This is a genomic window from Mesorhizobium sp. NZP2234 (assembly GCF_013170765.1).
GTDB lineage: Bacteria > Pseudomonadota > Alphaproteobacteria > Rhizobiales > Rhizobiaceae > Mesorhizobium > Mesorhizobium loti_D.
In genome coordinates, this window is record NZ_CP033364.1 from 4,919,500 (window position 1) to 4,932,341 (window position 12,842).

Below are 12,842 nucleotides of genomic sequence, written 5' to 3' on the forward strand. Positions count from 1 at the left end.
CCCACCCTTTTCCGTTTTCCATTTTCCGGTCCCAAAGCAGAAAGGAAGCGCAGCATGTCTTCACAATCGAGCCTGAGGTTGGCGATGCGGGCATTGTTGGTCCGCGAGAATTTTGGCGAAGAATCAGCTGCGGGACGCGCGATGGCGGCGCTGGTCGATGAACTGGAACGGCGCGAGATCGAAGTCGTGCTTTCTTCGGCCGTCGACGACGCGCTTGCGATCGTTTCGACCGATCCCTCGATCCAATGCTTGCTACTCGACTGGGATCTGAGCAAAGGCGACGAGCATCAGGCGGCGCGCACGATCCTGGACGCGATGCGCGATTTCAACGCCGACGTGCCAATCTTCCTGCTCGCCAACCGCAGCGTGGCCTCAACGATCCCGGCCGACGCGATGACCAAGGCCGACGATTTTATCTGGCTGCTCGAGGACACTGCCGACTTCATCGGCGGGCGCGTCTTCGCGGCGCTGCAACGCTATCGCTCGACAGTCCTGCCACCGATGTTCGCCGGTCTCGTCGAGTTCGCGCGGACCTATGAATATTCTTGGCACACCCCGGGACATACTGGCGGCACCGCTTTTCTGACCTCGCCCGTCGGACGGGCCTTCTTCGAGTTTTTCGGGGAAAGCCTGTTCCGGTCAGACCTGTCGATTTCGGTCGGCGAACTCGGCTCGCTGCTGGACCATAGCGGGGCGATCGGCGCGGGCGAACGCTATGCCGCGAAGGTCTTTGGATCGGACCGGAGCTATTATGTCACCAATGGTTCGTCGACATCGAACCGCGTCATATTGATGGCGAGCGTGACGCGTGACCAGGTCGCGCTGTGCGACCGCAACTGCCACAAGTCTGTCGAACATGCGATGACGCTGTCGGGCGCGATCCCGTGTTACCTGATGCCGACGCGCAACGCGCTGGGGATCATCGGACCGATCCCGCCCGAGCGACTGACCCCCGCCGCGCTGCGCCTGCTGGTCAGCGAGAATCCACTGGTGCCGATCGGTCCCGATGCCAGGCCGGTCCACGCGGTCATCACCAATTCGACCTATGACGGGCTTTGCTACAATGTCGCGCGCGTCGAGGAACTGATGGGCGAAAGCGTCGACCGGCTCCATTTCGACGAAGCCTGGTACGCCTATGCGCGCTTCAACCCGATTTATCGCGAACGCTTCGGAATGCACGGTGAACCGGCGACGCGCGATCGGTCGAAGCCTACCGTCTTCACAACCCATTCGACGCACAAGCTGCTCGCGGCGCTGTCGCAGGCGTCGATGATCCATGTTCGCGACGGCCGCAACCCGATCGACCATGCCCGCTTCAACGAAGCGTTCATGATGCACGCATCGACCTCGCCCTGTTATCCGATCATCGCGTCCAACGATGTGTCGGCGGCGATGATGGATTCGTCGGGCGAAAAACTGACCGGCACATCGATCCGCGAGGCGATTGCGTTTCGCCAGATGGTGGCGCGACTGTCGGCTCAAATGGCGGAGGACAATAGCTGGTTCTTCGACCTGTGGCAGCCAGCCAAGGTTCCAGACGCGCGCGGACGCACCGTCGCCTTCCACGAAGCCGATCCGGAACATCTGGCGACCGAGCCGTCGTGCTGGTACCTCGAGCCCAACGCCGAATGGCACGGCTTCGGGAATATCGAGCCTGGTTATTGCATGCTCGATCCGATCAAGGTGTCGATCCTGACCCCCGGAATGGACCCGACGGGCGATCTGCGCGCGGTCGGCATTCCCGCGAGCATCGTTACCGCCTATCTGGCGGCGCGCGGTATAGTCGCCGAGAAAACCACCGACTTCACGATCCTCTTCCTGTTCTCGCTAGGCGTCACCAAGGGTAAATGGGGAACGCTGGTCAACGCGCTGCTCGATTTCCGCAAGGATTATGACGCGAACTGCCCGCTCGATCGCGCGATCCCCAGCCTCGTCGCCGATCATCCCGATCGTTACGCGGGCATGGGACTGCGCCAGCTTGCCGACCTGATGTTCGCCGCGATGGGCGACCTCAAGACGACGCGGATGATGTCCGAGGCGTTCGGCATCCTCCCCAAGCCCGACATGAGCCCTGTCGCCGCCTATGAGCAGCTGGTCCGCGGCAATATCGAGAAGGTTGCGCTTGATCAGGTCGCGGGCCGCACGCTGGCGACAGGGATCGTCCCCTATCCCCCGGGCATCCCGCTGATGATGCCGGGCGAAAATGCCGGTCCCAAAGGCGGGGCACTGATCGGTTATCTCAAGGCGCTCGAAAGCTACGACCTGCGCTTCCCCGGCTTTGGGCACGATACCCACGGGGTCGAGAATGAGGATGGCGTCTATCACGTGTTGGTCGTCAAGCATTGAAGGGGAAGCGAAATGGCTGAAGAAGCAGCGGCTGCGCCCGCAAGCGGGGGCGGCAACAAGATCGGGGTGGTTGCCGCCACATTAATGGTGGCAGGCAACATGATGGGATCGGGCGTATTCATGCTGCCCGCCAATCTTTCGGCGATCGGAAGCATCGCGCTGATCGGATGGATCTTCACGATTGTTGGCGCGGTCGCGCTGGCGCTCGTCTTCGCCAAGCTGGCGGCGATCGATCCCGCGGCGGGCGGCCCTTACGCCTATACGCGAAAGGCGTTCGGCGATTATATGGGGTATCAGACAAACCTCATTTACTGGCTCGCGAACGTCATTGGCAACGTCGCGCTCGCGGTCGCTGGCCTTGGCTATCTTTCGCATTTCTTTCCGGTGGTGAAAGTCCCGGTGGTGATGGCATTCGCCGCCATCGCAGTCATCTGGTTCTTCACCTACGCCAATATCCTCGGCCCCAAGCTGGTCGGTCGGCTCCAGAGCTTCACGACCGTGTTCGCGCTGGTCCCGATCTTCGGGATGGCGCTGTTCGGCTGGTTCTGGTTCAGCGCCGACATCTATGAATCGGCGTGGAACGTCTCTGGCAAGAGCGACACAAGCGCGGTAATGGCCACGCTCACCTTCACACTCTGGGCATTTATCGGCGTCGAAAGCGCGTCCGTCTCGGCCGGCGTCGTCGAGAATCCCTCGCGCAATGTCCCGATTGCTACGGTCGGCGGGGTGGTGCTGGCATCGGTCGCCTATATACTCAGCTCGTCGGTCATCATGGGCATGATCCCAAACAAGGAATTGCTGGTTTCATCAGCGCCCTTCGCGGATGCCGCGCGGCTCGCGCTGGGCGATTTTTCTGGCAGTGTAGTCGCGCTCTGCGCCGCAGTCGGTTGTCTCGGGTCGCTGGCGGGCTGGACCTTGCTCGTCGGCCAGTCGGCAAAAGCCGCGGCGGATGACGGGCTGTTCCCTGGCATCTTCGCGCGGGTCAACAAGCGCGGCGTCCCCTCGCTGGGCCTTGTCATCGTGGCGACGATCATGAGCATTCAGGTGCTCGCCACCATGTCGCCGACCGCAAGCGAGCAGTTCGGCAAGATCGCGTCGATTGCGGTCATCATGACATTGCTGCCTTATATTTACTCGATGATCGCCATAAAGGTGCTCGGCTATCGCAAGATGCCCCACGCGCAGTACACCTTCTTCGTGATCACGGGGCTCGCGGGGGCGGCCTATTGCATGGTGGCGCTGGCTGGCTCCGATGGAGAGCAAGTGCGGTGGTCACTGATCTTCGTGATCTCCACAATCGTTTTCTACTCGGCGTCGATCACCCGCAAGCGCGATATCGAGGAAAAGCATCTCCATCCGGGTGGGCGTTCGCCCGTCTGGGTGCGTTATCTCGCACTGGGTGTTACCATTGCCGCGCTGGCCGTAATGTTCTGGCTGTCGGTGGGCCGCTATTCCGGTCTCGACCTTCACTCGCGCTCTGCATCGCCGCCGAACGTATCGGAGACGGTCGACAAGATGGTGCCACAAGAGACGCCCTGATGGACTGGCGTGCGATGACCGATGCGGATCTCGATCGAGTGACGAACCTCGCAGAGGCGGTTCACCTCGATTATCCCGAGAACTCATCGGTCTTCGCCGCCTGTTTCCGCCTCTATCCGGCAGGATGTCATGTTCTGGACATCGGCGACGGCAGGATTGGCGGCTACCTGATCTCACATCCAGGGCGGCTCGACACGCCGCCGGCACTCGATGTGCCGCTGAAGCGGCTGCCCGAACCGCTCGACTGCTATTATCTTCACGACCTCGCGGTCGGCGAGGCAGCGCGCGGGCACGGCATGGCGAACCGCGCGGTGGAGATTGTCGTGGAGGAAGCACGCCGTGGTGGCTTTTGACACTATCGCCCTGATCGCGGTCGGCGATGCCCATGCCTTCTGGAACTATTGGGGTTTCGCATCGCTCGGCGACGGCCGGATCAATCCGGCGAAAGGCTATGGCGAGGAAGCGCGCGCGTTGATCCGCAAAATCTGATCAGCGCACGAAATCATACTCGATCGTCGCCTGGATGCGCGAGGTGATGCGCGAGCTGCCATCCTGTTCGTCGCGGAACCCGACGAGCCGCACGACGCCGCCGAGCTACGATGGTGGGGGAACATCGCACAGGTGCGTTCTCCTCTCACGGCATCGAACGTTGCGGCTCCTCATTCCTCACATCATCGCGCGGTGGCTGCCGGCGCGTCATCATCGCATAGACCGGTATCCCGATCATCGTCAGAATCATGGTCCACAAACCCGCCGCCGCACCGCCGCCATATATTGTGACCAGTGAAAAGGTGAAGGCGATCAACGAAATCAGCGTGAAGGGCCGGTCAGCCCAAGGGCCGGGCCGGGCAAGACTCGCGAGCAGCGTGGTTTCGGCGGCCGCGCAAAAGGCATAGGGGACCATTTCCGCGGTGGTCGAGAGATTGATGAGCTCGCGATAGACGCCGACCAAAGCGGTCAATCCGCTCGCCTGCAGCAGCAGCATCAGCGATGACAGGACAAGCGAAATGGCAATCCCCGCCGCAGGGGTGCTCGAGCGGCTAAGCCGCGCGAAGATCGGAGGGAACAGGCCGTCGCGCGCCGCGGCAAGCGGAACCTGGCCCATCACCAGCGTCCAGCCGTTGAGCGCGGCGAGCGACGAGAAGATGACCGCCGCCGCCAGCACGTCGCCAGCCCAATCCCCCCACATCAGGCGGGCTGCATCGGCAAAGGGCGCCGACGAGGCCGCCAGCGTCGCGCGCGGTACGACGCCCATCACGGTGACCGTGCAGAGAATGAATATCGCGGCGCAGATCAATGTGCCTAGGATGGTGGCGCGCGGAATCGTGCGCGCCGGATCCCTGACATTGTCGGCGGGCACGGTCGAGGATTCGATGCCCAGGAAAGCGAACATGATCAAAGGCATTACGCTGGCGATCGCGAATAGCGTGGAAAGCGGGCCAGAACCGCCCGCGCCGGCGGGGAGGTCAGGCGGTAGCGCGAGGGTCGCGGGCGAAACCCAGAACAGCCCGATCGACCCGATCGCGATGAAGGGCACGAGCTTCATGCCGACCATGATATTCTGAAGTATCGCGGCGGACCGGACGCCACGGATATTCACCAGCGCGACGGCCCATATCGCGGCCAGCCCGATTGCGGTGGAAAGCAGCCGGCTTTGACCAATGCCGGGGAAAAAAACGCCGAGATAACCCACGAAGGTGATCGCGATCGCGGGCTGCGAAACCCACATCGAAATCCAATAGGTCCACGCGACGATGAACCCGACCTGCGGGCCAAATGCCTGCCGCGCATAGGCATAGGGACCGCCGACGCTTGGCAATATCCGCGCAAGCCGCGCAAACAGCAGCGCGATGCAGATCGCGACACCGGCCATCAGGACCCATCCTATGAGCGCGACATAGCCATAGGGCGCGAGTGCGGCCGGCGAGAGAAAGAAACCACTTCCGATAATATTGCCGACGACCAGCGCGCTGCAGGTGACTACACCCAGCGACCGGGCGTGGCTGCTCGCGATCGGAGCCGTCATGCCGGCCCGAGCGCGCGGAAGAATGAAGAGCGGTTTCGAAGCGGTATCATGATGTCAACGCTCTCAAATCCAGTACCATTGGGACTTGCGATCAAGAACTGTGATACTATTCAACGTGCAGGCGAGCTTGTCTACCGTGGTCTTGTGTCAGCCATGTGCCACCCTTGAGCGGCCTCGTTGGTTTCAGTGGAATGGAACAGACCGTCGCCATTCTCAGGCGGATGCGATCCAGTTCGCGCTGGCTGACTGGCGGCAGATTGAGGTCACCACCTCATACCGGCAGTTCGAGCGAGTTATAGCATCGGTGGTCCCGTGAACGGGGAGAAGGAAGAAGGGGGCCTTACGCCGTCTTCTCGTCCAGCAGGCCGGAGACGAAATCGAACAGACCGGGCCGGCGGTCCCGCCGCAATCGTTCGGCGACGACAATGCCGCGCACCTCGGCGAAGGCCCGGTCGAGATCGTCATTGACGATGACGAAATCATATTCCTTCCAGTGCTCGATCTCATTGCGGGCGTTCTTCAGCCGCGTCTCGATCACCGCTTCCTGGTCCTCGGCGCGGCGTTTCAGCCGCGCCTTCAGTTCCTTCATCGAGGGCGGCAGGATGAAGATCGAAACGATATCGGCACGCATCTTCTCCTTGAGCTGCTGGGCGCCTTGCCAGTCGATGTCGAACAGCATGTCGCGGCCTTGCGCCAGCGCCAGTTCCGCGGGTTCGCGCGGTGTCGCATAGCAATTGCCGTGCACCTCCGCCCACTCGAGCAGCGCGTCGGAATCGCGCAGCCGCTCGAACTCGCGCATGGTGCGGAAATGGTAGTGAACACCCTCGATCTCCGAGCCGCGGCGCGGCCTGGTGGTGACCGATACCGACAATTCGAGGCTGGAATCGCTTTCCAGGAGATTGCGCGCGATCGTCGACTTGCCGGCACCGGATGGCGACGACAGGACGAGCATCAGCCCCCGGCGGCGAATGCGGCCCCCCAAATCCCTGGGAACCATCGGTTCCTTGGCAACCATCGGCTACTCCAGATTCTGTACCTGTTCACGAAACTGGTCGACCACGGCCTTCAGCTCCAGCCCGATCGCGGTGACGGCCGCGGCGTTCGACTTCGAGCACAGCGTATTCGATTCGCGGTTAAATTCCTGTGCCAGAAAATCGAGCTTGCGGCCGACGGCGCCGCCACCCCCAAGCAGGGCCCGGCCAGATGCGACATGCGTTTTCAGCCGGTCGATCTCTTCGCGAATATCAGCCTTGGTCGCAAGGAATGCCGCCTCCATATGCAGCCGGCTGGCGTCCAGATTGGCGGACGCGTCCATCAGCAGCCTGACCTGCTCGGCGATGCGTTCACGGATCGCCGCGGTGTCGCGTGAGGGGTCCGCCTCCGCGCGCAACGTCAGTGCCTCGATGGCATCGATGTGGCCGGACAGCAGCAAAGCCAGCGCCGCCCCCTCGCCCTGCCGCGCCTGTTCCAGCCCTTTCAGCGCGACGTCGAGCGCAACCGTGATGGCGGCGTCGAGCGCGGCGCGCGCCTCCTCGGTTTCGATGGTTTCAGGAATGTCAAGCACACCTCGCAGCGACAGCAATCCGTCGGCTGTCGCCGGGGCAACGCCGAATTGTTCCTGCAGACGCTTGGCCAGACCCGCAAGGTCTTTCAGAAACGCCTCGTTGACGACGGGTTGCGCCTGCGCGCCGGCGGCGCGGCCGATTGTGAGCGTCGCCTGGAAATTGCCGCGGGCGAAACGCTTCTGCAGCGTCTGTCGCACCGCCGGCTCCAGCCGCTCAAAACCCTGTGGCAGCCGCAGCCGCACCTCGACGCTCTTGCCGTTGACGGACTTGACCTCCCAGGCGATCGAGGTGCCGTCATGCTCGGCGACGGCACGTGCAAACCCGGTCATGCTCTGCAAATTCATGTCGCCTGCACATCCCTGGCGCATCACCCCGAAACCAGTCTTCCGGACGGGGCAAGTGCTGCTTGAAAACAACCACGCCGCGGGCGCGTCGAAACCGGACGCTTGGCGTTCCTTCAAATGTCAGGCTGTCGCCTTCCGGGCAACGCCTTTCTTCGTCTTACTGGGCATCACCCGCATCGCCGCCGGCATCGCCATTGTCGCCACCGGTGCTGTCGCCGCCGTCGGCGGGCTTGTCTGCGGCAGGCTTGTCCGTATTGCCGTTGGCACCGGCGGCAGCGGCCTTGGCCGCGTCATCGGCCTGCTTTTTCTGCAGCGCACGATAGCGGGCGACGTTCTCATTGTGCTCGTCCAGCGTCGCGGCAAAGACATGACCGCCCGTGCCGTCGGCGACGAAATATAGATCGTCGGTCTTCGATGGATTGGCCACGGCCTCAAGCGCCGCGCGGCCCGGATTGGCGATCGGCGTCGGCGGCAGCCCGTTGATGACATAGGTGTTGTAAGGTGTCTGCTTTTGGATGTCCGACTGGTAGATCGGGCGGTCGGCGGGCTTTCCCTTGCCGCCGAACAGACCATAGATGATGGTCGGATCGGATTGCAGGCGCATGCCCTTGGCCAACCGGTTCAGGAAGACGGCGGCGACGCGCGAACGCTCGTCACCCTTGCCGGTTTCCTTCTCGACGATCGACGCCAGGGTGACAAAGTCCTCGATATTGGCGAGCGGCAGGTCCGGCGCGCGCCGCTGCCATACCTCGTCGACCAGCTTCTTTTGATCGGCCAGCAGCTTGTCGATCATCTGCTGGCGCGTCGCGCCACGCGTGAAGCGCAGCGTGTCGGTGGCAAGGCTGCCCTCGGGAGGCGTTGTCGAAGGCATGTCGCCACTCAGGGCGGGTTCGTCGGCGATACGCTGCAGGGCCTGCTCGACCGTCAGCCCTTCCGGAATGGTCAGCGAGTACATCACCGACTTGCCGCTTTTCAGGAGCTCCATGATGTCGCGCATGGATGCCCTGGGCTTGATCTCGTATTCGCCTGCCTTGAGCGCGGAATCATTGCCGAAGGCACGCACGCCAAGGCGGAAGACACGGGCGTCGCTGATCAGTCCGCGCCGTTCAAGCTGGTCGGCGATGTCCTGGACGCCGGTGTTCGCCTTGACCAGGAAGGTGTCGCCATTGGCCGAAGGACCGGGTTCGGTGAATTCCTGCTTGCCGAAATAGAGCGCCACTCCAGCCGCCAAAACCAGCAGCATCACCGAGGAGATGACGAAGTTCATGAACACCACGACCTGGCTGCGCGAAGCGCGCGAGCGTTTCGGCGGCGGGGTTCCGGCTTCCGGCCGCAAGGCCTCGCTGGCTGTCTTCGGCACGATCGGCCCGGTGTTCGCCGGCCGTTGCCCGAATTCTCCGTTGCCCACCGGATTTGTGTTCATTTTGCCCTACCGTTTGATCGCCCAACGAATCCCCCGCGGCAGAGTAGGGGCGAATATGGCAAAATTGACGGCACGTCGAAGCGTCGTCCGGCGGCCGGACGATCAGCCATTGTAGCGCTGGAATACAAGCGAAGCGTTTGTGCCGCCGAAGCCGAAGGAATTGGACAGGGCCACGTCGATCTGGCGGGAGCGAGGCTTGTTCGGCACCAGGTCGATCGCGGTTTCACGCTCCGGGTTGTCGAGGTTGATGGTCGCCGGCGCGATATTGTCTCTGATCGCGAGGATCGAAAAGATCGCCTCGGCGGCACCAGCCGCCCCCAGCAGATGGCCGATCGACGACTTGGTCGACGACATCGAAATCTTCGACGCGGCATTGCCGACAAGCCGCTCGACGGCGCCGAGCTCGATCGTGTCGGCCATGGTCGAGGTGCCATGCGCGTTGATGTAGTCGACATCGGATGGCGCAAGCTTGGCCCGGTTCAACGCCGCCGTCATGCAACGGAAGGCGCCGTCGCCGTCTTCAGCCGGTGCGGTGATGTGATAGGCGTCGCCGGTGAGACCGTAGCCGGTCACCTCGGCATAGATTTTCGCCCCGCGCGCCTTGGCGTGCTCGAGCTCTTCGAGCACCACGACACCGGCGCCCTCGCCCATGACGAAGCCATCTCGGTCACGGTCATAGGGACGCGAGGCCGTCTGCGGCGTATCATTGCGCTCGGTCGACAGCGCCCGACAGGCGGCGAAGCCCGCGATCGACAGCCGCGTCACCGGCGCTTCGGCGCCACCGGCGACCATGACGTCGGCATCGCCCCACATGATCAGCCGGGCAGCATCGCCAATGGCGTGCGCCCCGGTCGAACAGGCAGTGACGACGGCATGGTTGGGGCCTTTCAGCCCGTGCCGGATCGAAACCTGGCCAGAGACAAGATTGATGATCTGGCCCGGGATGAAGAAGGGGCTGATGCGGCGCGGACCGCGCTCCTTGAGGATGATCGCATTCTCGGCGATGCCCTCGATGCCGCCAATGCCGGAACCGATGAGCACGCCGGTGGCGCACTGCTCCTCATGCGTCTTGGGCTCCCAGCCGGAATCCTTCAGCGCCTCGTCGGCGGCGGCAATCCCGTACAGGATGAAGTCGCCGATCTTGCGCAATTCCTTGGGCTCGAGCACGGCCTCTGGATTGAAGGTCGCATTGCTGCCGTCACCACGCGGAATGACGTGGGCGACCTTGCAGGCAAGATCCTCCACCTCGAACTCGGTGATGCGCTTGGCGGCGCTGCGGCCGGTCAGAAGCTCCTTCCAGCTGTGCTCGAAGCCCATGCCGAACGGCGACAACAACCCAAGGCCCGTAACGACGACACGCCTCATCGCAGGTCCTCCCCGGTGATGACTGCGGAAAGCGTCAGGCCGAAGCCTTGTCGATGTACTTCACCGCATCGCCGACGGTCAGGATGGTCTCGGCCGCGTCGTCGGGAATCTCGACGCCAAACTCTTCTTCGAACGCCATGACGAGTTCGACCGTATCGAGGCTGTCAGCGCCCAGATCATCGATGAAGCTCGCCTGCTCCGTCACTTTGTCGGCATCGACGCCAAGGTGCTCGATGACGATCTTCTTGACGCGCTCTGCGGTGTCACTCATTTGGGCATCCTCGTCTTTTGTTTGTCTGTCTTCGTTAGCGGGCAGAATGCCGCTAATCAAGCTGAAAGATGGTCCTGCCGGAAACGCAACGGCCACGGACCGGTTTTTGCCCGAACCGCCGGGTTGCGGGCCGCATTACACGAAAAATGGCCGAGGTCCAAGGTGAAATGGTCTCTTTTCACAACCCCGCCATGTCTGGTCAAATCATCGCCATGCCGCCGTTGACATGGATGGTCTGCCCGGTGACGTAGGCGGCTTCGTTGGAGGCGAGGTAGGCGACGGCGGACGCCACTTCAACACTCGTGCCCATGCGGCGCGTCGGAATCGCCGCCATGATCGCCTCTTTCTGCTTGTCGTTGAGCTTGTCGGTCATCGCCGATTCGATGAAGCCCGGGGCAACGCAGTTGACGGTGATGTTGCGGGTGGCGATCTCCTGCGCCAGCGACTTGGAGAAGCCGATCATGCCAGCCTTGGAGGCGCAATAGTTGGTTTGGCCGGGATTGCCGGTGACACCAACCACCGAGGTGATGTTGATGATGCGGCCATGGCGGCGGCGCATCATCGGATGGGTGAGTTCGCGCGTCAGCCGGAAAACGGCGGTCAGATTGACTTCGATCACGCTATCCCAATCGGCGTCCGACATGCGCACGAACAGCCCGTCCTTCGTAATGCCGGCATTGTTGACCAGGATGTCGACGCCTTCGAGATCGGCCTCCGCCTTCTGGCCAAGCGCCTTGACCTCGTCGCGATTCGACAGATTGGCCGGAAACAGCTTTACCCGGTCGCCGAGTTCGGCGGCCAGTGTTTCGAGTTTCTCGATGCGAGTGCCGTGCAGGCCGACAATGGCGCCTTGAGCATGCAGCACGCGGGCGATCGCCTCGCCGATGCCTCCCGATGCGCCGGTGACGAGCGCCTTGCGGCCGGTCAGTTCGAACATTTTTGTCTCCTGATCTGAGAAAACACCCTTCACACGGAAGGGGTCAAATCGCCAGTGTATTATGCGAGTGCGGCCAGTGCCGCCTCAACATCGGCCGACGTGCCGATGGCTGATGTAGCGATATCGCGGTTGATGCGCCGGGCCAGGCCCGACAGCACCTTGCCGGCGCCGATCTCGTAAAGCGTCACAACGCCGTTGGCGCCGAACCATTCCACCGTTTCGCGCCAGCGCACGCGGCCGGTTATCTGCTCGACAAGGCGCCGGGCGATCTCATCCGGATCGCCGGTCGGTGTCACGGTGACGTTGGACACCACGGGAACCGCCGGCGCGTTCTTCGCCACCCCGGCGAGCGCATCGCGCATGACGTTCGCCGCCGGCGCCATCAAGGCGGAATGGAAGGGCGCCGAGACCTGCAGCATCAGCGCCCGCTTGGCGCCCTTTTCGGTGCACAGTTTCGCCGCCAGCTCGACCGCGGCCTTGGCGCCGGAGATGACCAGCTGGCCGCCGCCATTGTCATTGGCGATCTGACAGACCTTGCCGGAGCCTTGCGCGGCCTCGGTGCAAGCGGCTTCGACATCCTCCTGCTCGAGTCCGATGATCGCCGCCATGGCGCCCTCGCCGGCCGGCACCGCCGCCTGCATGGCGTTGCCACGAATGCGCAGCAGGCGGGCGGCATCGGCGACGGAAACAAAGCCGGCGGCGGCAAGGGCCGAATACTCGCCCAGCGAATGGCCGGCGACATAGGCGACCTTGCCCTTCAGCGAGAAACCGCGCGCTTCCAGCGCCCTCACGGCGGCCAGCGAAACCGCCATCAGTGCCGGCTGCGCATTGGCGGTCAGCGTCAACGTCTGTTCCGGACCTTCCCAGATCAGCTTCGACAGGTTTTCGCCGAGCGCGTCGTCGACTTCCTGGAAGATCCTGCGCGCCTCCGGAAAGGCATCGGCAAGATCCTTGCCCATTCCGACAGCCTGGCTGCCTTGTCCCGGAAAGGTGAATGCGACGGCCATGCTAGGGCTCCCGAAGACT

At 63.0% G+C, this 12,842-nt stretch carries 13 protein-coding genes; 5 read left to right on the top strand and 8 right to left on the bottom strand.

Annotated features, from left to right (window positions below; genetic code table 11):
• Positions 1 to 54 precede the first annotated feature (54 nt).
• Genes EB230_RS24420 through EB230_RS32480 form a run of 4 tightly spaced genes read left to right on the top strand, consistent with a single transcriptional unit; the run spans position 55 to position 4,374 of the window.
• The gene (locus EB230_RS24420; RefSeq protein ID WP_065004971.1) at positions 55 to 2,346 is read left to right on the top strand and encodes an Orn/Lys/Arg decarboxylase N-terminal domain-containing protein; all 2,292 of its coding nucleotides are present in this window, start codon (positions 55 to 57) and stop codon (positions 2,344 to 2,346) included.
• A 12-nt stretch (positions 2,347 to 2,358) separates the two neighbouring features.
• A complete protein-coding gene (gene adiC / locus EB230_RS24425; protein WP_172374100.1) occupies positions 2,359 to 3,885 on the top strand; it encodes an arginine/agmatine antiporter in 1,527 nt (508 codons plus the stop codon).
• Positions 3,885 to 4,238: a GNAT family N-acetyltransferase gene (locus EB230_RS24430; protein WP_196772370.1), complete on the top strand. Its 354-nt coding sequence runs from the start codon at positions 3,885 to 3,887 to the stop codon at positions 4,236 to 4,238. The genes adiC and EB230_RS24430 overlap by 1 nt, the downstream gene beginning before the upstream one ends.
• Entirely contained in the window at positions 4,228 to 4,374 is a 147-nt protein-coding gene (locus EB230_RS32480) for a hypothetical protein (RefSeq protein ID WP_196772369.1), read from the top strand. The genes EB230_RS24430 and EB230_RS32480 overlap by 11 nt, the downstream gene beginning before the upstream one ends.
• 145 nt (positions 4,375 to 4,519) lie before the next feature.
• On the opposite strand, the gene EB230_RS24435 is transcribed toward EB230_RS32480, so the two are convergent.
• The 4 genes from EB230_RS24435 to mltG all read right to left on the bottom strand — a co-directional run bounded on the left by EB230_RS24435 (position 4,520) and on the right by mltG (position 9,087).
• Positions 4,520 to 5,911 carry an amino acid permease gene (locus tag EB230_RS24435; protein ID WP_172374101.1) on the bottom strand — a complete coding sequence of 464 codons (1,392 nt, stop codon included), beginning with the start codon at positions 5,909 to 5,911 and terminating at the stop codon, positions 4,520 to 4,522.
• Between the two features lie 340 nt (positions 5,912 to 6,251).
• Positions 6,252 to 6,908 carry a guanylate kinase gene (gene gmk, locus EB230_RS24440; protein ID WP_056565545.1) on the bottom strand — a complete coding sequence of 219 codons (657 nt, stop codon included), beginning with the start codon at positions 6,906 to 6,908 and terminating at the stop codon, positions 6,252 to 6,254.
• 21 nt (positions 6,909 to 6,929) lie between these two features.
• Positions 6,930 to 7,820, bottom strand: coding sequence for a YicC/YloC family endoribonuclease (locus EB230_RS24445; protein WP_056563240.1), 891 nt, complete (start codon positions 7,818 to 7,820; stop codon positions 6,930 to 6,932).
• A gap of 157 nt (positions 7,821 to 7,977) precedes the next feature.
• Positions 7,978 to 9,087 carry an endolytic transglycosylase MltG gene (mltG, locus tag EB230_RS24450; protein WP_244493891.1) on the bottom strand — a complete coding sequence of 370 codons (1,110 nt, stop codon included), beginning with the start codon at positions 9,085 to 9,087 and terminating at the stop codon, positions 7,978 to 7,980.
• Here mltG and EB230_RS32735 point away from each other — a divergent pair.
• Positions 9,086 to 9,358: a hypothetical protein gene (locus tag EB230_RS32735; RefSeq protein WP_244493892.1), complete on the top strand. Its 273-nt coding sequence runs from the start codon at positions 9,086 to 9,088 to the stop codon at positions 9,356 to 9,358. The two genes, mltG and EB230_RS32735, sit on opposite strands and share 2 nt — an antisense overlap.
• Here EB230_RS32735 and fabF read toward each other — a convergent pair.
• The 4 genes from fabF to fabD form a co-directional block, all read right to left on the bottom strand.
• Entirely contained in the window at positions 9,346 to 10,608 is a 1,263-nt protein-coding gene (fabF, locus tag EB230_RS24455) for a beta-ketoacyl-ACP synthase II (protein ID WP_056563245.1), read from the bottom strand. The two genes, EB230_RS32735 and fabF, sit on opposite strands and share 13 nt — an antisense overlap.
• Positions 10,609 to 10,642: 34 nt before the next feature.
• Positions 10,643 to 10,879 carry an acyl carrier protein gene (locus EB230_RS24460; protein WP_006203723.1) on the bottom strand — a complete coding sequence of 79 codons (237 nt, stop codon included), beginning with the start codon at positions 10,877 to 10,879 and terminating at the stop codon, positions 10,643 to 10,645.
• Between the two features lie 199 nt (positions 10,880 to 11,078).
• Complete coding sequence (fabG, locus tag EB230_RS24465) at positions 11,079 to 11,816, bottom strand: 3-oxoacyl-[acyl-carrier-protein] reductase (RefSeq protein WP_056563248.1); 738 nt, start codon at positions 11,814 to 11,816, stop codon at positions 11,079 to 11,081.
• A 59-nt stretch (positions 11,817 to 11,875) separates the two neighbouring features.
• The gene (gene fabD, locus EB230_RS24470; protein ID WP_172374102.1) at positions 11,876 to 12,823 is read right to left on the bottom strand and encodes an ACP S-malonyltransferase; all 948 of its coding nucleotides are present in this window, start codon (positions 12,821 to 12,823) and stop codon (positions 11,876 to 11,878) included.
• Between the last annotated feature and the right edge of the window lie 19 nt (positions 12,824 to 12,842).

What these genes read in the sequence shown, in the direction of transcription:
- EB230_RS24435 (WP_172374101.1), bottom strand. Translation starts at nt 5,911, where the DNA reads ATGACGGCTCCGATCGCGAGCAGCCACGCCCGGTCGCTGGGTGTAGTC.
- fabF (WP_056563245.1), bottom strand. Translation starts at nt 10,608, where the DNA reads ATGAGGCGTGTCGTCGTTACGGGCCTTGGGTTGTTGTCGCCGTTCGGC.
- EB230_RS32735 (WP_244493892.1), top strand. Translation starts at nt 9,086, where the DNA reads ATGAACACCACGACCTGGCTGCGCGAAGCGCGCGAGCGTTTCGGCGGC.
- mltG (WP_244493891.1), bottom strand. Translation starts at nt 9,087, where the DNA reads ATGAACTTCGTCATCTCCTCGGTGATGCTGCTGGTTTTGGCGGCTGGA.
- gmk (WP_056565545.1), bottom strand. Translation starts at nt 6,908, where the DNA reads ATGGTTCCCAGGGATTTGGGGGGCCGCATTCGCCGCCGGGGGCTGATG.
- EB230_RS24460 (WP_006203723.1), bottom strand. Translation starts at nt 10,879, where the DNA reads ATGAGTGACACCGCAGAGCGCGTCAAGAAGATCGTCATCGAGCACCTT.
- EB230_RS24445 (WP_056563240.1), bottom strand. Translation starts at nt 7,820, where the DNA reads ATGAATTTGCAGAGCATGACCGGGTTTGCACGTGCCGTCGCCGAGCAT.
- EB230_RS24430 (WP_196772370.1), top strand. Translation starts at nt 3,885, where the DNA reads ATGGACTGGCGTGCGATGACCGATGCGGATCTCGATCGAGTGACGAAC.
- fabD (WP_172374102.1), bottom strand. Translation starts at nt 12,823, where the DNA reads ATGGCCGTCGCATTCACCTTTCCGGGACAAGGCAGCCAGGCTGTCGGA.
- fabG (WP_056563248.1), bottom strand. Translation starts at nt 11,816, where the DNA reads ATGTTCGAACTGACCGGCCGCAAGGCGCTCGTCACCGGCGCATCGGGA.
- EB230_RS24420 (WP_065004971.1), top strand. Translation starts at nt 55, where the DNA reads ATGTCTTCACAATCGAGCCTGAGGTTGGCGATGCGGGCATTGTTGGTC.
- adiC (WP_172374100.1), top strand. Translation starts at nt 2,359, where the DNA reads ATGGCTGAAGAAGCAGCGGCTGCGCCCGCAAGCGGGGGCGGCAACAAG.